Source organism: Agrobacterium sp. CMT1, assembly GCF_037203725.1.
Taxonomy (GTDB): Bacteria; Pseudomonadota; Alphaproteobacteria; order Rhizobiales; family Rhizobiaceae; genus Agrobacterium; species Agrobacterium pusense.
The window spans coordinates 170,847-189,770 of the sequence record NZ_JBBCAR010000016.1; the positions used below are offsets into that span (position 1 = coordinate 170,847).

General features: G+C 59.2%; 20 protein-coding genes. 12 read left to right on the top strand and 8 right to left on the bottom strand.

Annotated features, from left to right (window positions below):
- Positions 1-402: 402 nt before the first annotated feature.
- On the top strand, positions 403-789 hold the full coding sequence (locus WA845_RS18895; RefSeq protein ID WP_072494388.1) for a PAS domain-containing protein: 387 nt from the start codon (positions 403-405) through the stop codon (positions 787-789).
- A gap of 58 nt (positions 790-847) precedes the next feature.
- Here WA845_RS18895 and WA845_RS18900 read toward each other — a convergent pair whose 3' ends face one another.
- Positions 848-1,015 carry a Thivi_2564 family membrane protein gene (locus WA845_RS18900; RefSeq protein WP_003502827.1) on the bottom strand — a complete coding sequence of 56 codons (168 nt, stop codon included), beginning with the start codon at positions 1,013-1,015 and terminating at the stop codon, positions 848-850.
- 124 nt (positions 1,016-1,139) lie between these two features.
- Here WA845_RS18900 and WA845_RS18905 point away from each other — a divergent pair, with 124 nt between their 5' ends.
- Positions 1,140-1,568 carry an OsmC family protein gene (locus tag WA845_RS18905; protein ID WP_112554405.1) on the top strand — a complete coding sequence of 143 codons (429 nt, stop codon included), beginning with the start codon at positions 1,140-1,142 and terminating at the stop codon, positions 1,566-1,568.
- A gap of 3 nt (positions 1,569-1,571) precedes the next feature.
- On the opposite strand, the gene WA845_RS18910 is transcribed toward WA845_RS18905, so the two are convergent.
- The 3 genes from WA845_RS18910 to WA845_RS18920 are packed head-to-tail and all read right to left on the bottom strand — an operon-like array spanning position 1,572 to position 4,684.
- Positions 1,572-2,066: a peptide deformylase gene (locus WA845_RS18910; RefSeq protein WP_112554403.1), complete on the bottom strand. Its 495-nt coding sequence runs from the start codon at positions 2,064-2,066 to the stop codon at positions 1,572-1,574.
- 18 nt (positions 2,067-2,084) lie between these two features.
- A complete protein-coding gene (locus WA845_RS18915; RefSeq protein WP_006697425.1) occupies positions 2,085-2,384 on the bottom strand; it encodes a hypothetical protein in 300 nt (99 codons plus the stop codon).
- A complete protein-coding gene (locus tag WA845_RS18920; protein WP_112554650.1) occupies positions 2,384-4,684 on the bottom strand; it encodes an FdhF/YdeP family oxidoreductase in 2,301 nt (766 codons plus the stop codon). The genes WA845_RS18915 and WA845_RS18920 overlap by 1 nt, the downstream gene beginning before the upstream one ends.
- 393 nt (positions 4,685-5,077) lie before the next feature.
- Between WA845_RS18920 and mgtE the strand changes: the two genes are divergently transcribed.
- Positions 5,078-6,505, top strand: coding sequence for a magnesium transporter (gene mgtE, locus WA845_RS18925; RefSeq protein WP_112554401.1), 1,428 nt, complete (start codon positions 5,078-5,080; stop codon positions 6,503-6,505).
- A 74-nt stretch (positions 6,506-6,579) separates the two neighbouring features.
- Positions 6,580-6,966 (top strand): MerR family transcriptional regulator, encoded by a 387-nt coding sequence (locus WA845_RS18930; protein WP_004441868.1) that lies wholly within the window; start codon positions 6,580-6,582, stop codon positions 6,964-6,966.
- 251 nt (positions 6,967-7,217) lie between these two features.
- On the opposite strand, the gene WA845_RS18935 is transcribed toward WA845_RS18930, so the two are convergent.
- Together WA845_RS18935 and WA845_RS18940 are read right to left on the bottom strand one after the other, a co-directional pair.
- Positions 7,218-8,183, bottom strand: coding sequence for a DUF1624 domain-containing protein (locus WA845_RS18935; protein ID WP_035208795.1), 966 nt, complete (start codon positions 8,181-8,183; stop codon positions 7,218-7,220).
- Between the two features lie 68 nt (positions 8,184-8,251).
- On the bottom strand, positions 8,252-8,944 hold the full coding sequence (locus WA845_RS18940) for a DUF599 family protein (protein ID WP_112554648.1): 693 nt from the start codon (positions 8,942-8,944) through the stop codon (positions 8,252-8,254).
- A 501-nt stretch (positions 8,945-9,445) separates the two neighbouring features.
- Between WA845_RS18940 and cobU the strand changes: the two genes are divergently transcribed.
- The 5 genes from cobU (at position 9,446) to ccoP (ending at position 13,599) form a co-directional block, all read left to right on the top strand.
- Positions 9,446-9,967: a bifunctional adenosylcobinamide kinase/adenosylcobinamide-phosphate guanylyltransferase gene (cobU, locus tag WA845_RS18945; protein WP_112554399.1), complete on the top strand. Its 522-nt coding sequence runs from the start codon at positions 9,446-9,448 to the stop codon at positions 9,965-9,967.
- A gap of 237 nt (positions 9,968-10,204) precedes the next feature.
- Entirely contained in the window at positions 10,205-11,827 is a 1,623-nt protein-coding gene (gene ccoN, locus WA845_RS18950) for a cytochrome-c oxidase, cbb3-type subunit I (protein ID WP_112554397.1), read from the top strand.
- Positions 11,828-11,836: 9 nt separating this feature from the next.
- Positions 11,837-12,568 carry a cytochrome-c oxidase, cbb3-type subunit II gene (gene ccoO / locus WA845_RS18955; RefSeq protein ID WP_003495954.1) on the top strand — a complete coding sequence of 244 codons (732 nt, stop codon included), beginning with the start codon at positions 11,837-11,839 and terminating at the stop codon, positions 12,566-12,568.
- Between the two features lie 12 nt (positions 12,569-12,580).
- A complete protein-coding gene (locus WA845_RS18960; protein ID WP_004441852.1) occupies positions 12,581-12,733 on the top strand; it encodes a CcoQ/FixQ family Cbb3-type cytochrome c oxidase assembly chaperone in 153 nt (50 codons plus the stop codon).
- Positions 12,734-12,735: 2 nt separating this feature from the next.
- The gene (gene ccoP, locus WA845_RS18965) at positions 12,736-13,599 is read left to right on the top strand and encodes a cytochrome-c oxidase, cbb3-type subunit III (protein WP_006697432.1); all 864 of its coding nucleotides are present in this window, start codon (positions 12,736-12,738) and stop codon (positions 13,597-13,599) included.
- A 123-nt stretch (positions 13,600-13,722) separates the two neighbouring features.
- Here the strand turns inward: ccoP and mazG are convergent, their stop codons facing one another.
- Together mazG and WA845_RS18975 are read right to left on the bottom strand one after the other, a co-directional pair.
- Positions 13,723-14,568 carry a nucleoside triphosphate pyrophosphohydrolase gene (mazG, locus tag WA845_RS18970; protein ID WP_037092793.1) on the bottom strand — a complete coding sequence of 282 codons (846 nt, stop codon included), beginning with the start codon at positions 14,566-14,568 and terminating at the stop codon, positions 13,723-13,725.
- Between the two features lie 52 nt (positions 14,569-14,620).
- On the bottom strand, positions 14,621-15,208 hold the full coding sequence (locus tag WA845_RS18975; protein WP_006697434.1) for a deaminase: 588 nt from the start codon (positions 15,206-15,208) through the stop codon (positions 14,621-14,623).
- A gap of 259 nt (positions 15,209-15,467) precedes the next feature.
- Between WA845_RS18975 and cysG the strand changes: the two genes are divergently transcribed.
- Genes cysG through WA845_RS18990 form a run of 3 tightly spaced genes read left to right on the top strand, consistent with a single transcriptional unit; the run spans position 15,468 to position 18,917 of the window.
- Entirely contained in the window at positions 15,468-16,931 is a 1,464-nt protein-coding gene (gene cysG, locus WA845_RS18980) for a siroheme synthase CysG (RefSeq protein WP_112554646.1), read from the top strand.
- The gene (locus WA845_RS18985) at positions 16,924-17,238 is read left to right on the top strand and encodes a DUF2849 domain-containing protein (protein ID WP_004441838.1); all 315 of its coding nucleotides are present in this window, start codon (positions 16,924-16,926) and stop codon (positions 17,236-17,238) included. The genes cysG and WA845_RS18985 overlap by 8 nt, the downstream gene beginning before the upstream one ends.
- Positions 17,239-17,246: 8 nt before the next feature.
- Entirely contained in the window at positions 17,247-18,917 is a 1,671-nt protein-coding gene (locus tag WA845_RS18990) for a nitrite/sulfite reductase (RefSeq protein WP_035208803.1), read from the top strand.
- The last annotated feature ends 7 nt before the right edge of the window (positions 18,918-18,924 follow it).

Consider the following 18,924-nt stretch of genomic DNA (forward strand, 5'->3'; position numbering starts at 1 on the left):
ACTGAACTAGCGTCGGTAACGCTGTCCGTCCCCGACACGGTAGGGGTCCCCATCCATTACCTGATCCATTCGCCACTCGTTTCCACGATATGGGCTATGCCACGTCTGGCATCCGGCCAGAAAGACGGTTGCGGTCAGCAATCCGAAAGTAAGGGCGGCTCGCATCATCTTGAACTCCTCGAAATGTCATCCCAGCCATGTAGGCGCACGCCCGCATTTTTGCGATACCTCGTCGGAATTTGTCGTCCGTTTTAGAACGGCGCAACAATTTGGATTGCCGGAAAATTCCGGTGGATATTGATGCACGCTTTGGTAGCTCGTCTGCTCCCCCCACAAAACGAGGGGTGGAATATGAGAGGTCTGATGTTAGCTTTTGTCAGGAAATAATATCCGGGGGTTTTCGTGCAGGGGGACAAGACGGATTCAGACAATGCGCTCGGTTATTACATGTGGAGCATTTCCGACAACAGGCTGATCATGGATGCGATTACCGCGGAATGCCATGGATTTTCCGAACCGGTTGCATCACGCGGGGTAACGATCGAGGAGATTCTGGAAAGGATCGATATTGAGGTGCGCGATCGGGTGGCACAGGCCATTTTCGACAGCATCACCACGGGCGTCTTTTTCGATCAGCGTTACAAGGTCAACCTGCCTGACGGCTCTAGCCGATGGATCGCGGCAAAGGGCAGGGCGATCTTCGATCCGGAGGGCACGCCTTTTCTCGGTATAGGCAGCGTCCGGGATATCACGCTGAAAAAACCTTACCAGTTTGAACCACGCCAGTGACGACAACAAAAAAGAGGCGGCTTTCACCGCCTTTTTTCGTCTGCGCCTTGCCGGGAAATCAGAACACGGCGAGATATTTCAACAGCGAAATAATGCCGATAATAATGACGATAACCTGTGCGATCTGTTTGGCGCCGCCGCCAACGGGCAGTCGCGCGATGAGCCACAAGACAAGCACAATCACCAGGAAGGTGATCAGAATGCTGACGAGCGTAGATGTAACCATATGTCCCAGCTCCCTATTGAAATTCGATATTCAACGATGGTTCACCGTTGCGTGAGTAAAAAGGCGCCAGCCGGTATTTTGTTCCATGTGGTCGATTGCGCGCGATTAAATTAGGATTTTCTGAATGACCGAGAGCGTGAGGATGAAATCGAGGCCGGTCGGCGCTTTCGTCAGCGTGGGGCGGCTTGGCCGTCCTCATGTGTCGTCGGTCACCGGTGGCGCTCTGGACATCGTCACGGGGGTTTCGGAGCCAGGGTTTAACCCAATCGATCTTTTATACTCCTCGCTGGCCGCCTGCCTGGCGCTCAGCGTCCGCATCGCAGCCAGCGGCTTGGGACTGCTCGATCTGTTCGAGGGTGTTCGTGTTGATGTCTCCGGCGAGAAATCGGCTGATGAACCCTATCGCATCATCCGCTTCGACATTCGGATGGAGATCGCCGGAAACTTCAACGCGGCGGAGCGACTGGCGCTTGCGCACAGGGCGGAGGATATCTGCACCGTCAGCAACACGCTGAAGGGCGATGCGGAATTTGTGCTGTCGATTACCAGCTGACGGTTACGGCTTCCTCGACTTTTCCCATTTCTTCACCAGCCGGTCGCGTTTCAGCTTCGAAAGCCGCTTCACCCAGAAAATGCCCTCAAGCTGGTCAATCTCGTGCTGGATGCAGATGGCGTGAAATCCCTCGACGGCCTGACGGTGCTCCGTGCCGTCGATGTCCTGAAACCTCACTTCGATCTTGGATGGCCGCTCCACTTCGTCCGTGAAGCCCGGCATCGAGACGCTGCCCTCCACATGTCGCATGGTCTGCGTGGCGCGGCCGATGATTTCGGGATTGACGTAGGTAAGAACCGTCCCCGGCGTCAGTTCCAACACAAAAACACGCTGCTTCACGCCGATATGGGCGGCGGTGATGCCGACACCCGGGGCGGCGCGCATCGTGTCGATCAGGTCGCTGACAAGATCCCGCAATTGCCCGTCAAACGCCGTGACCGGCTCGCAGATTTCCGACAAGCCGGGATGCGGATAGGGCAGGATAGGCCTGATTGCCAAGGAAATGCTCCGTTCGTTTCAAATCCGGGCGGCGGCAGCGAGCGCCTTTCCCTCCGCTGTCGCTTCCAGGAAGCTGCGCTGGGTGCGGGCATCGCGTCTCGTTACCTGCACGAAGCGCGGTGACAGACCGGCGATTTCGCGCAGAACGAGGGCATGTGCAAGACCCAGCCTGTTGGCAATGCCGCGGCTGTCGGTGGCTATATTGAAGTCGACCGCAATCAGTATCGCCGCGCCGGTGGATGTGAGCAAGGGCTGCGATCGCTCTTGAACCCGTGCCACCGCAGCCATGAAGGCATCAGCGGATTGTTCCTCATTCATCAGGAGGCATCCGGGCGCAGGCGGACGGACACGAGCACGGATTTAGACGTCGGTGTAAAACTGTCTTTGCCATAGCTCGACAGCGGCACCAGCACATTCAGTTCCGGATAATAACCGCCGATGCTGCCCCGCGGAATATTGTAGGGCACCAGCCGGAAATTCTGTGCGATGCGTTCGACCCCATCGCCATATTCGCCAACGACATCGACACGCTGGCGGGAATGGGCGCCGAGCGCTTGCATATCCGCCGGGTTCATGAAGATGACGTGGCGTTCGCCATAAACGCCACGATAGCGGTCGTCCATGCCGTAGATCGTGGTGTTGTATTGATCGTGGCTGCGGAAGGTCTGCAGGACGAAAAGGTTCTCGCGCGTGAGCGCCTGCTGGTGTTCGGTCTGTTCGGGCAGGGGGCCGCTGAAAAAGATCGCCTTTTTCGCCGGTGTGTTCCATTGCCGTTCCGCAGCCCTATTGGGCAGACGGAAGCCGCGCGGCACGCGAACGCGTTCGTTGAAATTCTCGAAGCCGGGAATGACCCGCTCGATCATGTCGCGGATAAGATCGTAATCATCAGCGAGCGCTTTCCAGTTCACAGGCCCGCTGCCCAGCGTCGCTTCTGCGATGCCGGCGATGATGGCGACTTCCGAGCGCAATTCGTCCGACGCCGGTGGATTGATGCCGCCGGAGCCGTGCACCATGCTCATGGAATCCTCGACCGTGACGATCTGCGCCCGGCCTGCCGAATTGCGGTCGATCTCGGTTCGCCCCAGGCAAGGCAGCACGAACGAGGTTTCGCCCGGCACGAGATGCGAATGATTGAGCTTGGTGGCGATGTTGACGGTGAGCTTCTGATTTTCGAATGCCTTGATAATAAGCGGGCTATCGGGCGTGGCGCGCAGGAAATTACCCCCGAGCGCAACGAAGGCTTGCGCCTTGCCCTCAAGCATGGCCGCCACAGCCTCCACCGTATTGTGGCCGGGCTTGCGCGGCATGGTAACGCCGAGTTCCTTTTCCAGCGCATCAAGAAGTGCGGGCGGTGCTTTTTCATCGATGCCGACGGTGCGGTCGCCCTGAACGTTGGAATGACCGCGCACGGGGCAAAGGCCCGCACCGGGACGACCGACATTGCCGCGCAGCAACATGAAATTGGTGATCTCGCGCACGATGACGACCGAGTGACGATGCTGAGTGACGCCCATGGCCCATGTCGCGATGACGGAGCCGGCCTTCATGTAGATGTGGGCGGCTTCTTCGATCTCCGCGCGGGTGAGGCCGGACTGGTCGAGAATGGTCTCCCAGCTTGTCGCTTCGACGGCGGCACGGTAGGCCTCGAACTCCGCTGCATGTTCGGCGATGAAGTCGTAGTCGATGATGGCGGGTTCGCCCGCCGCCCTTGCGGCGTCGTCAGCGGCGAAGACCGCCTTGCTCATGCCGCGCACCGCCGCCATGTCGCCGCCCTGGCGCGGCTGGTAATAATTGGTGGCAATCTTCGTGCTGCCGCCACTGATCATCTCGATCTTGTCCTGCGGGTCTGCAAAGCGCTCCAGCCCCTTTTCGCGAATGGGATTGAAGACGGCGATCCGGGCGCCGCGCAGGGCGGCGCGGCGCAGGTCGCCCAGCATGCGCGGATGATTGGTGCCAGGGTTTTGCCCGATCACGAAAATCGCGTCGGCCTTTTCAAAGTCCTCGAGCAGCACCGTTCCCTTGCCGACACCGATCGATGCGTTCAATCCGACACCGCTTGCCTCGTGGCACATGTTGGAGCAGTCGGGGAAATTATTGGTGCCGTAAAGCCGCACCATCAGCTGATAAAGGAAAGCCGCCTCGTTGGAAGCGCGGCCGGACGTATAGAATTCAGCCCGGTTCGGGTTGTCGAGATTGTTGAGGATGCTGCCGATTTCGGTAAAGGCCTCGTCCCACGATACGGGCAGGTATTTGTCGCTCATCCGGTCATAACGCATGGGATGGGTGAGGCGCCCCTGTTTTTCCAACTCGTAATCGGACCAGCCGCGCAGTTCGGAGACGGTGTGGCTGGCGAAGAACGCCGGCAGCACGCGGGCTTCGGTCGCTTCCCAGGAGACCGCTTTGACGCCGTTTTCACAGAACTCGAAAGAGGAGCCGTGTTCCGGATCGCCCCAGGCGCAACCGGGACAGTCAAAACCATCCGGCTGATTGGTCTTCAACAGGGTGCGGACGCCCGAGATCGGTGCCCCGGATTCCAGAAGGCGCTTGCCGACGCTTTTAAGTGCGCCCCAACCGCCTGCGGCGGACGATGCCTTGCCGATGAAACCCGTCTTGCTCATGGTTTGCCACCCCGAAACCGACTTTCCGCGTCCGGTCGGCGCGGTTTGTCCTTTGTCAAAAATATCTTCAGAAGCGCCCATCCGCATCGGCTGTCAACGCCTTTGTTGTGCGTTGCGGTAAAACCAGCGTCATGGCTCTCAACCTTGGCTGCGGAACGGCGTAAAGGGTGCGGGCGTTGTCGTAAAACAAGCGGCACGGATCGGCTATTCATGCTTATAAGCCGCACTCCGCCCGGTCCTGCCGGAGAGGCGAAGAGGAATGACGAATGGAATTTTCGCGACACGCGCGAAGCTTAGGTATTTGCAGCTATCCGGTTGTTGACAATATGCTTTTTAACGCCATTCTGCCTTCGAATCCGAGCATTGCGGCATTTGAATACAAGGGGACGCCAGATGACAGACCGTGACGACGACGCTGTCGCGCCCGATGAATTGAAGCCGTCGGATGCCCCGTCGGATATTTATGCCGAAGATGGCTCGGTGCGTTCCGATTTTCTGACGATGGTGGGTGCGGCAATCGCCGATCGCGACCTCTTGTTCCTGCGCAAGAATGTGGCGCGGCTGCATGAATCCGAACTCGGAGACCTGCTTGAATCCATTCTCCCGGAACAGCGCCACGCGCTTGTGCGGCTGCTCGGTTCCGATTTTGATATGACGGCGCTGACCGAGGTGGATGAAGGTATCCGCCTCGATATCGTCGATCAGATGTCGAACGAGCAGATCGCTGCCGGTATCGGCGAGCTCGATTCGGACGACGCCGTCTACATTCTTGAAGACCTCGACGACGAGGATCGTAAGGACATTCTCTCGCAGCTGCCCTTCACCGAACGCGTGCGGTTGATGCGGGCGCTGGACTATCCTGAGAGCTCGGCCGGTCGGCGCATGCAGACGGAATTCGTCGCCGTGCCGCCATTCTGGACTGTCGGGCAGACTATTGATTATCTGCGAGAGGAGGAGGAACTCCCGGACTCCTTCACCCAGATTTTTGTCATCGATCCCACTTTCAAGCTGGTCGGCGCGCTCGATCTCGACAAGGTGCTGCGGGCCAAGCGCCAGGTGAAGATCGAAACGATCATGCATGAGACAAACCATTCCATTCCAGCCGAAATGGACCAGGAAGAGGCAGCGCAGCTCTTCGAGCAATACGACCTTCTGTCCGCCGCCGTGGTGGACAACAACGGCCGGCTGGTCGGCGTGCTGACCATCGATGACGTGGTCGACGTCATCCAGGAAGAGGCCGAGGAAGACCTTCTGCGTCTCGGCGGTGTGGGTGACGAAGAGTTGTCGGACTCCATCGCCACCACGTCGCGTTCCCGCGTTCCGTGGCTCGCCGTCAACCTCATCACTGCCTTTCTGTCCGCTTCCGTCATCAGCCTGTTCGATGCGACGATCCAGCAGATCGTCGCGCTGGCGATCCTGATGCCTGCGGTTGCCGGCATGGGCGGCAACGCCGGATCGCAGACCATGACGGTATCGGTGCGCGCGCTCGCCACCAAAAGCCTCGATATCAACAATGCCGCCCGCATCATCCGGCGCGAGGCGGGGGTGGGCATTCTGAACGGCATGCTGTTCGGCTGCGCCATCGGCGTTGTCGCGGCGCTATGGTTTCAGGACATCCATATTGGGGGCATCATCGCCACGGCCATGTGTCTCAACATGCTCGCGGCGGCCCTGGCGGGAATTCTCATTCCGCTCGTCCTCGACAAGTTCGGAGCTGACCCTGCTGTCTCATCCGCCGTCTTCGTAACGGCGGTAACGGACATTGTCGGTTTTTTTGCCTTCCTGGGAATAGCGACCTGGTGGTACGGAATTTCGGGATAGGCGAGGGCTGCCATAAAATTGACTTTTACGTGAAGGTCAAATAATAATGATCCGGTTAGGAATCGGATAGGCCCGTGAACAAATATTATAGCATAACCGAACTGACCCGAGAATTCGGTGTTTCCACCCGCACACTCAGATTTTATGAGGATGAAGGGTTGATCCATCCTGAGCGGCGCGGGCGCACCAGGCTTTTCCGTGCTGCGGACCGCCGTCTCATTCAGGAAATCCTGCGCGGTCGCCGTATCGGTTTCACGATAGCCGAAATCCGCGAGATCATTCAGGTCTACAAGGAGCCGCCGGGGGAATCGGGCCAGCTTGTGCTCCTGATGAAGAAGGTCGATGAAAAGCGCGCTGATCTTCGGCAGAAGCGCAAGGATATCGAGGAGACGCTGGCGGAGCTCGACAATGTCGAAGAAGCCTGTCTGACGCGTCTTGCCGAAATCGGCGTTGGGACCTGAGCACTGCTTTTTAGTGGTATCGGATATTCCGTTGACGTAACTGTCGTGAACGGCTCCAAGACTCTCCGCTTTACTTCATATGAAACGAGCGGGTTCGGCTTGCCCCGCCGACGAGAATGTCGCGGCAGCGGGATGTGGGACATGACCTCGATTTATCACCGACGTTCGCCCCCTGATCCGACCCTTCGGGCCACCTTCTCCCCGGAAAGGGGGAGAAAAGACGGCGACCGCTGACGCTCTGGCTGCCTGCGCTACTGCGCCTCAACAGTGCACTGCTGTGCCACTTCGCTGACCTTCGTCTGCTGATCCGCGGTCAGCTTGCCTTCCATCATGATGTCGAAAAGGCTTTCCGCCTGGAGCTTCTCCAGCGTGCAGCCGCAGAAGCGCTGGCACAGCTCCAGCCCGTTCGCCTGTTCGACGCAGCTTTTTTCGCAGCTTGATTTGTATAGTTCGACCTGATCGACAGGCGGGGGCGGGGCGACGAGCGACAGGGTGTAAACAAGGCCGATTAATACCGGCTGGTGGATGAGATAGAAGGCAAGGCTGTGACGGCCGGCGCTTGCAAGAAGGTTGCGAGGTGAACTCGGGCTTCGGAAGCGGTCGAGCCAGCCGCGCGGCGTGACGAATTGCGAGACCGCAAGCCCGGCGAGGAACGGCGCAAGCCAGGGCAGCAGCGGGACATAATCATTCGAACGGGGTGGCTGGGTGGAAAAGCCGATCCAGGCCAGCCATTTTGCATTGAACAGTTCGGATTGCAGATATTGCGGCAGGATAAAAGCAATCACAGCGAAAAGCAGTGTCACGGCTGCGGGTGCCCTGAGGAACAACAGTCCCACGAGGCTTGCGGCGGCAATATTATGCAGTATGCCGAAGAAGATGAAGCTGTCCGGAAAGGCGAAATAGGTGGCGATGGTGATGAGCAGCGCCGAACCGGCCACCATGGCGAAACGCTTGCCGAAGGATGGCCAGTTCACGCCCTTGCCGTGGGCGAGAAACAGGCTGAAACCCGCAAGGAACAGAAATGACGTGGCGATGCCGCGTGCGTACAGCTTCCAGAGGCCCGTGGTTGCCGTGCCTGGTTCGAGATAACCGAAATATTCCAGATTCCACGTGAAGTGGTAGGACGCCATGGCGATGAGGGCCAGCCCGCGGAGCGTGTCGAGGCCGCCTATGCGGCCTTTACGGCGGTTTTCGTCGGCGACTGTGTTTGTGTCCATGGTTTCCGTGTTTCAGCTTTCGGTAAGGCCGGTGTCTTGCTCGGCTTGGCCCTTGAAGTGCGGCTATTTCAAGGCCTGTTTTCTTCCATGATGGCGCGTCGCGCCTCGGAAAAGAACTGGCGGCGCAAGAGCGCGACAATGATGATGACCGTGCTGGCGATGAAGACATAGGGGCTGATGAACCAGCCGAGATAACCGATGGACAGAAATATGGTCCGCAGGCCGTCATTGAAGTTCTTGGCGGCGATGATGTTCATCTTGATGACGTTCTCGGCCGCGCGTTCCGCCGCCTCGCGGTCGGCGCCGACGTCGTGCACCATGGGAATGGCGCCGAAGAGGATGGTGCAGTAGTTGAACAGCCGGTAGGACCAGCCGAATTTGAAGAAGGAGTAACCGAAGAGACAGGTGAGCCCGATGACCTTCAGTTCAAAAGCCGTGCGACCGGCATAATGCACGAAAGGCATGTCGCGAAACACCGACTCGACCTGCTCGGTCGCCCCCAGAAGGGCAAAACATCCGCCGATGGCGAAGATGGAGGTGGAAGCGAAAAAGGCGGTTCCGTTCTGCAGGCCGGCCATGATCTGCGTGTCGATCATCTTCAGGTCGCGCGTCAGCGAATTCATGATCCAGTCGCGACGGCGCTCGGCCATGGCCTGGTTGAGGCTGGCGCGCGAAAACAGCCTCGTTCCCGTCGTCACATGGGTGTAGGCGGCCCATAGAAGGATGAAAACGACAATCGCGATATAGTCGATGACGGTCATTACGGGCAGGCCACCTTGCTGTTTGCGAATCTTCGAAACCATATTGATTTGAAGGCCATGGCAAGGCAATGGCGGCGGCTGACGTCACTCCCATATTCTCTTTTGGCGTTGCGGTTTCATCATTCGGTTTAACGCTAACTTTCCGGTAACCAAGTCGCTTTATCAGTCCTGTCGCGGACGACAGGTCTGCCGGTTCCGGGTTAAGGTTTTGCGTACCGGTTCCGCCTGGTTTTTCACCAACGGCAGGGACGGATTGACAGGATGGACGTTCGCACCTAGCTTTTCTTCCGGACCGGTGTTTCCGGTATCCGGAGCATCAAGACTGATATGCCCCGCATCCTGCAGGCAGGTCTTGTTTTTTCCGGCCCGGTATCAGCGGCAGTCCGGCGTGAGCAACCGGGGGACGCCTTTTCTACGAATCGTTCCTTTCATGTCCGCCTGTCACTGGCTCGCGACCCGGCGAAGATGCCGGTCCGTTTATTCTCTTCCTTCAGGTTTCCCATGACAGATAATAACCGCTCCGTTTTCATTCTTGGCGGCGCGCGCTCCGGCAAATCGCGTTTTGCGGAAGAACTTGCCATAAAGGCGGGCGGAAACCTGCATTATCTGGCCACCGGCCGGGCTTGGGACGACGAGATGCGTGACCGGATCGCCCATCATCAGGCGCGGCGTGGCGGCGAATGGACCACCCATGAAGCGCCCGTCGATATCGTCGCCATGCTGGAGCGGCTGGACCGGCCGAACAATGTCGTTCTCGTCGATTGCCTCACTTTGTGGCTTACCAATCTGATGATGGAAAATGCGAATTTCGATGCTGCCTTCGCGGCACTTGAGGCGGCGATCCTGTCGGCTCGGGCGAAGCTGATTTTCGTTTCCAATGAAGTCGGTCTCGGCATCGTGCCGGAAAATCGCATGGCGCGGGAATTCCGGGATCATGCGGGGCGGCTGCATCAGCGAATCGCCGCCATTGCCGGTGAGGTCTTTTTCGTCGCCGCCGGGTTGCCCCTGAAAATGAAGGGCTGAAGCGGCACCCGCGAAAGTGCGGTCGACATCGCCGTATCCTTGTTTATAGGCAAATTTCCCCTGCAAATGCGAGCCGCATTTTGGCGAGGCTGCGGCAGCTTTGCTTTCTTGATCTGGATCAAGGTCGCTTCCCATTCCCGGTGGCAATGCTCCAACCGACGCAAAGGCGCACGTCCGCTCTCCCAGGCGCATGCAGTGCCTTTCGTCGGTCGGCTTGCACGTTGGGGGAAACCAACAATGAACTACACACTGGAAACCGCGATCGTGGCCCTTGGGGCCTTTCTCGCGTTGCTCGGGGCGGCATTCGCCCATGACAGTCTTTTCGCCGCCCATATGTGGGTGCTGTTCTTTACGCTGCTGGTCAGCACGGTGCTTCTGTTGCGCCGTGTCTCCTTTGCGCCCGTCGATCCGGCCGCGCGGGCCCGGCGCAAGTCGGAATATTTCGACGGAGTCGTACGATACGGTGTCATCGCCACCGTCTTCTGGGGCGTCGTCGGCTTCCTGGTCGGCGTCGTGGTGGCGCTGCAGCTTGCTTTTCCGGATCTCAACATCGCACCCTATTTCAATTTCGGCCGTGTAAGGCCGCTGCACACGTCGGCGGTGATCTTCGCTTTCGGGGGAAATGCGCTGATCGCCACCTCATTCTACGTGGTGCAGAGAACCTGTCGGGCACGCCTGTTCGGCGGCGATCTCGGCTGGTTCGTGTTCTGGGGCTACAACCTCTTCATCGTCATGGCCGCCACCGGCTATCTGCTCGGCATAACGCAGGGACGCGAATATGCGGAGCCGGAATGGTATGTGGATATCTGGCTGACGATCGTCTGGGTTGCCTATCTCATCACGTTCCTCGGCACGATCCTGACACGCAAGGAGCCACATATCTATGTGGCGAACTGGTTCTACCTGAGCTTCATCGTGACGATTGCCATGCTGCACATCGTCAACAACCTCGCCATTCCCGTCTCTTTTCTCGGCGTCAAGAGCTACTCCGCCTTTTCGGGCGTGCAGGATGCGCTGACGCAATGGTGGTATGGCCATAACGCCGTCGGCTTCTTCCTGACGGCCGGCTTCCTCGGCATGATGTATTATTTCATTCCGAAGCAGGTGAACCGCCCGGTTTATTCCTACCGCCTGTCGATCATCCACTTCTGGGCGCTGATCTTCATGTATATCTGGGCAGGCCCGCACCACCTGCATTACACGGCACTTCCGGACTGGGCGCAGACGCTTGGCATGGTGTTCTCGATCATGCTGTGGATGCCATCGTGGGGCGGCATGATCAACGGCCTGATGACGCTTTCCGGCGCCTGGGACAAGATCCGTACCGATCCCATCGTGCGCATGATGGTGATGGCGGTTGCCTTCTATGGCATGGCCACCTTCGAGGGCCCGATGATGTCGATCAAGGCCGTCAACTCGCTCAGCCACTATACCGACTGGACCATCGGCCATGTGCATTCGGGCGCGCTCGGCTGGAACGGCATGATCACCTTCGGCGCGATCTATTATCTGACGCCCAAGCTGTGGGGCAGGGACCGTCTTTACAGCCTGCAGCTCGTGAACTGGCACTTCTGGCTCGCCACGCTCGGCATCGTCATCTACGCCGCCGTCATGTGGGTGGCCGGCATCCAGCAGGCGTTGATGTGGCGCGAATATGATAGCCAGGGCTTCCTTGTCTATTCCTTCGCGGAATCGGTGGCAGCGCTGTTCCCCTATTATCTGATGCGTGCACTGGGCGGCCTGATGTTCCTCAGCGGCGCGCTGATCATGGCCTACAACGTCACCATGACCATCCTCGGTCATCAACGCGAGGAGGGCGCCAGCAAAGGCGCGGCTCCTTCGCTGCAGCCCGCTGAATAGGAGGGGCCGATGTCCATACTCGACAAACACGGCGTCATCGAACGTAACGCCACCCTGCTTCTGGTCGGCTCGCTGCTGGTGGTCTCGATCGGCGGTATCGTGGAAATCGCACCGCTCTTCTACCTCGAAAACACCATCGAGAAGGTGGAAGGCATGCGGCCCTACACGCCGCTGGAGCTGGCCGGGCGCAACATCTACATTCGCGAGGGATGTTATGTCTGCCACAGCCAGATGATCCGTCCGTTCCGCGACGAGGTGGAACGTTACGGGCATTACAGCCTGGCGGCGGAATCCATGTACGACCATCCGTTCCAGTGGGGTTCGAAGCGCACCGGGCCTGACCTGGCGCGCGTGGGTGACCGTTATTCGAACGAGTGGCACGTGCAGCATCTGGCTGATCCACGCTCGGTGGTGCCGGAATCGATCATGCCGTCCTATGCCTTCCTCAAGACAACGCCGCTCAAGATCACTGACATCTCCATGGAGCTGAAGGCCAACCGTGCTGTCGGTGTGCCCTATAGCGACGAGATGATCGAGAAATCCGCGGCCGATCTCGCCGCCCAGGCGGACCCGAATGCGGATTCGTCGGAACTGCTGGCGCGCTATCCCAAGGCCAAGGTCGGCGATTTCGACGGCGATCCGGCAAAGCTCACGGAAATGGATGCGCTGGTCGCTTATCTCCAGATGCTCGGCACGCTGGTCGATTTCTCGACCTATGACGATGCCGCCGGTTACCGGTGAGGAGGCGGAACGATGGAAACCTACACGGCCATGCGCCACTTCGCCGATAGCTGGGGCCTGCTTGCCATGACCCTGTTCTTCGCCGGCGTCGTCATCTTCACGCTTCGCCCAGGCTCGAAAAGGGCCGCGGACGATGCGGCCAGCATTCCGCTCAGGGAGGACTGAACATGTCCGAAAAACACATCGATAAAATCAGTGGCGTCGAAACCACCGGCCACGAGTGGGACGGTATTCGCGAATTGAACAACCCCATGCCTCGCTGGTGGGTGTGGACATTCTACGCCACGATTGTCTGGGCCATCGGCTACACCATCGCTTTTCCGGCATGGCCGCTGATTTCAGGTGCAACCCAGGGCGTCCTCGGCTGGAACAGCCGTGCCGAAATCGCCGCGGACCTGGCGGATGCCAGACAGTCTCAGAGCATCTATGTCGACAAGATCGCCAATTCGTCGCTTGCCGACATCCAGGCGGACCCGACGCTGATGCAATTTGCCCTTTCGGGCGGTGCTGCCGCTTTCAAGGTCAATTGCATTCAGTGTCACGGTTCTGGCGCGGAGGGCGGGCAGGGTTATCCCAACCTCAATGACGACGACTGGATGTGGGGCGGCAGCGTCGATGACATCTATACGACGGTGAAGCACGGCATCCGCTTTCAGGATGATCCAGACACACGTGCTTCGGAAATGCCGGCCTTTGGCGATATACTGCAGCCGGATGAAATTCGTCAGGTTGCCGCTTATGTGTTCAGCCTCACGGGAACGCCTTCCAACCCGGTGCTGGTGGAACCCGGAAGGCAGCTGTTTGCCGACAATTGTGCCTCTTGCCATGGGGAAGATGCCAAGGGCAACCGCGAATTCGGTGCACCCAATCTTGCCGACGCCATCTGGCTGAAATCTCATGGCGAAGAGGGGATCGTTTCGCAGATACGCTCTCCCAAGCATGGCGTCATGCCCGCCTGGGGTGAGCGCCTCGGTGACACGACGGTCAAGCAGCTTGCGATCTTCGTGCACTCGCTGGGCGGCGGCGAATAAGGGCGTCTGAGCAAAAGCAGGGGCCGCATCATGCGGCCCTCGACTGTTTCCATTCTTCTTCGATGATGCAGCTCGGCTGCGGGCGGAGAAAACCGGCGCTCGAATCGCGAGGCGTCCTGCCGCTCAGGACGTGACCTTATCGAGCGAGCGTTCGATGCGCTTTGCCGCTTGCCAGAGGTCTTCCATCCTCTCGAGGCTTGCTTCCTCCAGCGTCTCGCCATTTTCGCCGAGCGACTTTTCGATGTGGTTGAAGCGCCTGCGAAATTTCGTGTTGGTGCCGCGCAGCGCGTTTTCCGGATCGGCCTTGACGTGACGGCCGATATTGACGAGGGCGAAGATCAGGTCGCCCAGTTCGTCTGAGACCTTTTCAGGCCTTCCTTCCTCCAGCGCTTCGCGCAGTTCGGCGATTTCTTCTTCGATCTTGTCGAGAATGGGGGCGGGGTCCGACCAGTCGAAACCGACGCGCGCCGCCTGTTCCTGCAGTTTGAGCGCTTCGGTCAGCGCCGGCTGGCTGCGTTGCACTCCGCCGAGAAAGCCGGCCTTGAAATCCTCCGTGATGCCCCGGCGCGCACGGCGCGCTGCGCGCTCGCGTTTTTCCTCGGCCTTGATCCGGTCCCACTGCAGCTTGACGCTGTCGGGCGTATCGGCCTCGGAGGCGGCAAAGACATGCGGGTGTCGGCGGATCATTTTCGAGGTGACGGCATGCACCACATCGCCGAAGGCAAACTCACCGCGCTCCTCGGCGATACGTGCATGAAAGACGACCTGCAACAGAAGATCGCCCAGTTCTTCGCAAAGATCGTCCATGTCCCTGCGCTCGATGGCGTCGGCGACTTCATAAGCCTCTTCAATCGTATAGGGCTTGATTGTCTCGAAGGTCTGGACGACATCCCACGGGCAACCGGTTTCCGGCTGGCGCAGGGCTTCCATGATCTCGATCAGGCGGGAAATGTCCTTCGAGGCTTCCATATGCTCAAACCTTCGCTTGTGTTTATGCCGGTCCGGCCGTCCAGTTCCGCGCTTAATTCAGAGGAATATCGTTGCCGCCCTTCGACGACTGATAGCTGGTGGACAGATCGTCATAGGCCGCCTTGATGCGGGCGGTCTGCGCCTTCAACGTGCTCTTCAGCGGATCCTCCTCGGCTTCCACAAGATCGGTGATGAAATACGAGTTCCAGAAAGCGTTGTTGCGGCGATAGCCGCCCGGCTCCAACCCGAAGACTTCCTTCAGGATTTTCAAATCATGCGGGATCGCGAAAGCGTCGCGCGAATCCTCGTGGCTGAAGAAGGAGTAGAAATTGTCGAAACCGGCCCAGGTGATGGCGGACATGCACATGGTGCAGGGTTCGTGGGTGGAGAGGAAAATCAGGTCCTTCGTATTCGGCTTTTCGCCCAGTTCGTAAAACCGCTTCAGCGTATGCACCTCGCCGTGCCAGAGCGGATTTTCCAGCTCGTTGTTGGTTTCCGCAACCACCAGCGACAGGTCGGACTTACGCAGGATTGCCGCGCCGAAAACCTTGTTGCCAAGGCTGACACCGCGGGCTGTCAACGGCAGGATATCGTGTTCGATGACATCAAGAAGGCGGGCGGAAAGTGGCTGGCTGGTCAAGGGGGCGGTCCTTCTTGCCGCTTGTATAAAGCGGTCTTCGCATGGAAAACAGATGGCAAATTGTCTTCCCTTGTTCGGCGCGGGGGCCGGGTTTGTCAAGGGATTCGCGCTGCGCTTAGAAGCCTCCAGGCGTGCGGGAAACAGAGGCCGGTTTGTTTTCCTCCAAAACCGGGGTGTTCGAGAAATAAAAATCCAGGTGCCGGAAAGGCTTGAATTTCTGTTTCTTCAATCTTGCGCCGCGATGCGGGATATATGTCCAATGCACAACGAACATGATTTTTCCGCTGCCGGCGATCGCCTTTCAACCTTCCCCGCATTCTTCCGGGTCGAGGGCAGGCAGGTTGCCGTCTTCGGAAATGGCGATGAGGCCTTCGCAAAGGTCAGGCTTCTTGCCAATACCAATGCGCATATCGTTGCCTATGCCGACGAGCCGGAGGCTGATTACGCAGTTTATCTCCGCGAACACGGCATCGATCATCGGCCTCATGCTTTTGCCAGCCATCTGATCGACGGTGCGACCCTGGTTTTTGCTGCAACTGGCGAGGCTGTTCTGGACAGGGACATCGTTGCTGCCGCGCGTTCCCGGAAAATCCCCGCCAATGCGGTGGACCAGCCGGAATTCTGCGATTTCTTCACGCCGGCGCTTGTGTCCCGGGCACCCGTCGCGGTGGCTATCGGCACCGAAGGGGCAGGGCCGGTGCTCGCGCAGATGATCCGCGCGCGCATAGACCAGATGCTGTCGCCTTCACTTGGCAAGCTGGCACATCTCGCCGTGCAGTACCGCGGTGCAGCGGAACAAACCGTACCGAAGGGCGCGTTGCGGCGCAATTTCTGGCGGCGATTTTTCTCCGGTGCAGTTGCGGATGCCGTCGCCGTCGGCGACGCCCCGGCCGCCCATCAGGCTGTCGACCGTCTTCTGCGGTCGCCCGAACGCAGCGAAGGCCGCGTATGGCTTGTCGGCGCCGGGCCCGGTGCGGAAGATCTTCTGACGCTGCGCGCGCAGCGCGTGCTGATGGAAGCCGACGTCATCGTTTACGATGCGCTGGTGCCGCAGGCGATCATCGATATGGGCCGTCGCGACGCCGAGAGGCTATCGGTCGGCAAGCGCAAGGGCTGCCATAGCAAGTCGCAGGACGAGATCAACCGCCTGCTGGTGCGTCTCGGCAAGGACGGCAAGCGCGTCGTACGCCTCAAATCCGGCGATCCCCTGGTTTATGGCCGTGCGGGCGAGGAGATGGCAGCGCTGCGCGATGCCGGCATCGCTTACGAGATCGTGCCTGGCATCACGTCGGCCTTCGCCGCCGCTGCGGATTTTGAACTGCCGCTGACGCTGCGTGGTGTCGCCTCGTCGCTGATTTTCACCACCGGTCACGATCTGACTGGCGATGTTCTGCCCGACTGGGCCCGGCTTGCCGTTTCCGGTGCGACCATTGCCGTCTATATGGGCCGCAGCGTCGCTGCCTCGGTGGCCACAAGGCTTATCGAAGCGGGGCTCGGTGTGGAAACCACCGTCGCCGTTATCGAAAACGCCAGCCGCGCTGATCGCCGCCTGCTGCACGGAACATTAAACGATCTGCCCGACCTTGAACATCGCGATGAACTGACCGGTCCTGTAATGGTCATCATCGGCGATGCGGTGGCAGGCGCCAATTTCGACAGGTCCGAGGCGCTTGCGCTTGCCGGAAGGCCGGCGGACCTCAAACGGGAGTATGTAAATGGCTGACAAGGTTTTGACCGCCAACCGCCTGAGCGATGGCATTGCCGTCTGGCTCGACGCCAACGGCGAATGGACGGAAAACCTGCAGGGCGCAATCGTCGCCCGCCATGCGGAAGCGGTCGCCTCGTTCGAGGAGATCGGCAAGCGGGATTTTTCCGCCAACAAGGTCGTTGACGTTAATATCGTCGACGTTGTGGAAGAGAACGGCAAGCTCTGGCCGACGCGCCTGCGCGAGCGCATTCGCGCCGCCGGCCCGACCGTGCACTATGCGACCGGCTACAAGCCGGCCGATGCAGCATTTATCGCAGTCTGAGGAAGAATATGTACCGTTACGACGAGTTCGATCACGCATTTGTTGAAGGCCGCGTGGCGCAGTTTCGCGATCAGGTGGAGCGCCGGCTATCCGGTGAGCTGGCCGAGGACGCATTCAAGCCATTGCGCCTGATGAATGGTGTCTATCTTCAGCTGCACGCCTATATGCTGCGCGTCGCCATCCCCTACGGTACGCTGAATTCCAAGCAGATGCGAATGCTGGCGCATATTGCCCGTAAATACGACCGGGGTTACGGCCATTTCACCACCCGTCAGAACATCCAGTATAACTGGCCGCGCCTCTCTGATACCCCGGATATCCTCTCCGAACTGGCAAGCGTGGAAATGCACGCGCTGCAGACCTCTGGCAACTGCATTCGCAACGTCACTGCGGATCATTTCGCTGGCGCTGCGGCCGACGAGGTTGCTGATCCGCGTCCTTATGCCGAGATCCTGCGCCAATGGTCTTCCGTGCATCCGGAATTCTCGTTCCTGCCGCGCAAGTTCAAGATTGCAGTGACGGGTGCCGAACGCGATCGTGCGGCCATTCAGGTTCACGATATCGGGCTGCATCTTAAAAAGAACGACAAGGGCGAGATCGGCTTTGCCGTTTATGTCGGTGGTGGACAGGGGCGCACGCCGATGATCGCCAAGAAGATCCGCGACTTCCTGCCGGAAGAAGATCTCCTGTCCTATACCACGGCCGTGATGCGGGTTTATAACCTGCATGGTCGTCGGGACAACAAATACAAGGCGCGCATCAAGATCCTCGTGCATGAGACGGGTGCGGAAGAACTGGCCCGTCAGGTCGAGGTCGAATTTGCGGAACTCAAGAACACCGAATTGAAGCTGCCGGATGCCGATATCGCCGCCATCACCGCCTATTTCGCGCCGCCGGCGCTGAAGGACCGGCCGGAAGGCTGGGAAAGCCTGGCGCGCTGGAAGCGCGCCGACGAGGGCTTTGCCCGTTTTGTCGAGCAGAACGTCGCCCCGCACAAGCATCCGGACTACGGCATGGTAACGATCTCGCTGAAGCCGATCGGTGGCATCCCGGGCGACGCGACGGATGAGCAGATGGAGCTGGTCGCCGATATTGCCGCGGAATATGCCTTCGACGAAATCCGCATCAGCCATGAGCAGAACATCATCCTGCCGCATGTGGCGCTGGCTGACCTCGAGCCGGTCTATCGTGCACTTGCAGGCGCGGGTCTTGCGACCGCCAATGCCGGGCTCATCACCGATATCATCGCCTGTCCCGGGCTGGATTATTGCGCGCTTGCCAATGCGCGCTCCATTCCGGTGGCGCAGGAAATTTCTACCCGCTTCGGTTCGCCGGAGCGTCAGGCGGAAATTGGTGAGCTGAAGATCAAGATTTCCGGCTGTATCAATGCCTGCGGCCACCACCATGTCGGTCATATCGGGCTGCTGGGCGTGGAAAAGAAGGGTGCGGAACTCTACCAGATCACGCTTGGCGGATCGGGTGACGAAAACACCTCGATTGGTGAGATCATCGGTCGCGGCTTCGAACCGGAAAAGGTGACCGACGCGGTTGAAACCATCGTCGACACCTATCTCGGGCTTCGTCTTTCAAAGGAAGAGAATTTCCTTGAAGCCTATCGCCGCGTCGGGCCGCAACCGTTCAAGGATGCGCTCTACGGTTCCGCCGCCGAAGCCGCCTGAGGAGAAT

Excerpts from the sequence above, each read along its gene's own strand:
- WA845_RS18985 (WP_004441838.1), top strand. The coding sequence starts at position 16,924 with ATGGCTGACAAGGTTTTGACCGCCAACCGCCTGAGCGATGGCATTGCC.
- WA845_RS18900 (WP_003502827.1), bottom strand. The coding sequence starts at position 1,015 with ATGGTTACATCTACGCTCGTCAGCATTCTGATCACCTTCCTGGTGATT.
- WA845_RS18940 (WP_112554648.1), bottom strand. The coding sequence starts at position 8,944 with ATGACCGTCATCGACTATATCGCGATTGTCGTTTTCATCCTTCTATGG.
- mgtE (WP_112554401.1), top strand. The coding sequence starts at position 5,078 with ATGACAGACCGTGACGACGACGCTGTCGCGCCCGATGAATTGAAGCCG.
- ccoN (WP_112554397.1), top strand. The coding sequence starts at position 10,205 with ATGAACTACACACTGGAAACCGCGATCGTGGCCCTTGGGGCCTTTCTC.
- WA845_RS18905 (WP_112554405.1), top strand. The coding sequence starts at position 1,140 with ATGACCGAGAGCGTGAGGATGAAATCGAGGCCGGTCGGCGCTTTCGTC.
- ccoP (WP_006697432.1), top strand. The coding sequence starts at position 12,736 with ATGTCCGAAAAACACATCGATAAAATCAGTGGCGTCGAAACCACCGGC.
- WA845_RS18990 (WP_035208803.1), top strand. The coding sequence starts at position 17,247 with ATGTACCGTTACGACGAGTTCGATCACGCATTTGTTGAAGGCCGCGTG.
- WA845_RS18935 (WP_035208795.1), bottom strand. The coding sequence starts at position 8,183 with ATGGACACAAACACAGTCGCCGACGAAAACCGCCGTAAAGGCCGCATA.
- ccoO (WP_003495954.1), top strand. The coding sequence starts at position 11,837 with ATGTCCATACTCGACAAACACGGCGTCATCGAACGTAACGCCACCCTG.
- mazG (WP_037092793.1), bottom strand. The coding sequence starts at position 14,568 with ATGGAAGCCTCGAAGGACATTTCCCGCCTGATCGAGATCATGGAAGCC.
- cysG (WP_112554646.1), top strand. The coding sequence starts at position 15,468 with ATGCACAACGAACATGATTTTTCCGCTGCCGGCGATCGCCTTTCAACC.
- WA845_RS18960 (WP_004441852.1), top strand. The coding sequence starts at position 12,581 with ATGGAAACCTACACGGCCATGCGCCACTTCGCCGATAGCTGGGGCCTG.
- cobU (WP_112554399.1), top strand. The coding sequence starts at position 9,446 with ATGACAGATAATAACCGCTCCGTTTTCATTCTTGGCGGCGCGCGCTCC.
- WA845_RS18920 (WP_112554650.1), bottom strand. The coding sequence starts at position 4,684 with ATGAGCAAGACGGGTTTCATCGGCAAGGCATCGTCCGCCGCAGGCGGT.
- WA845_RS18915 (WP_006697425.1), bottom strand. The coding sequence starts at position 2,384 with ATGAATGAGGAACAATCCGCTGATGCCTTCATGGCTGCGGTGGCACGG.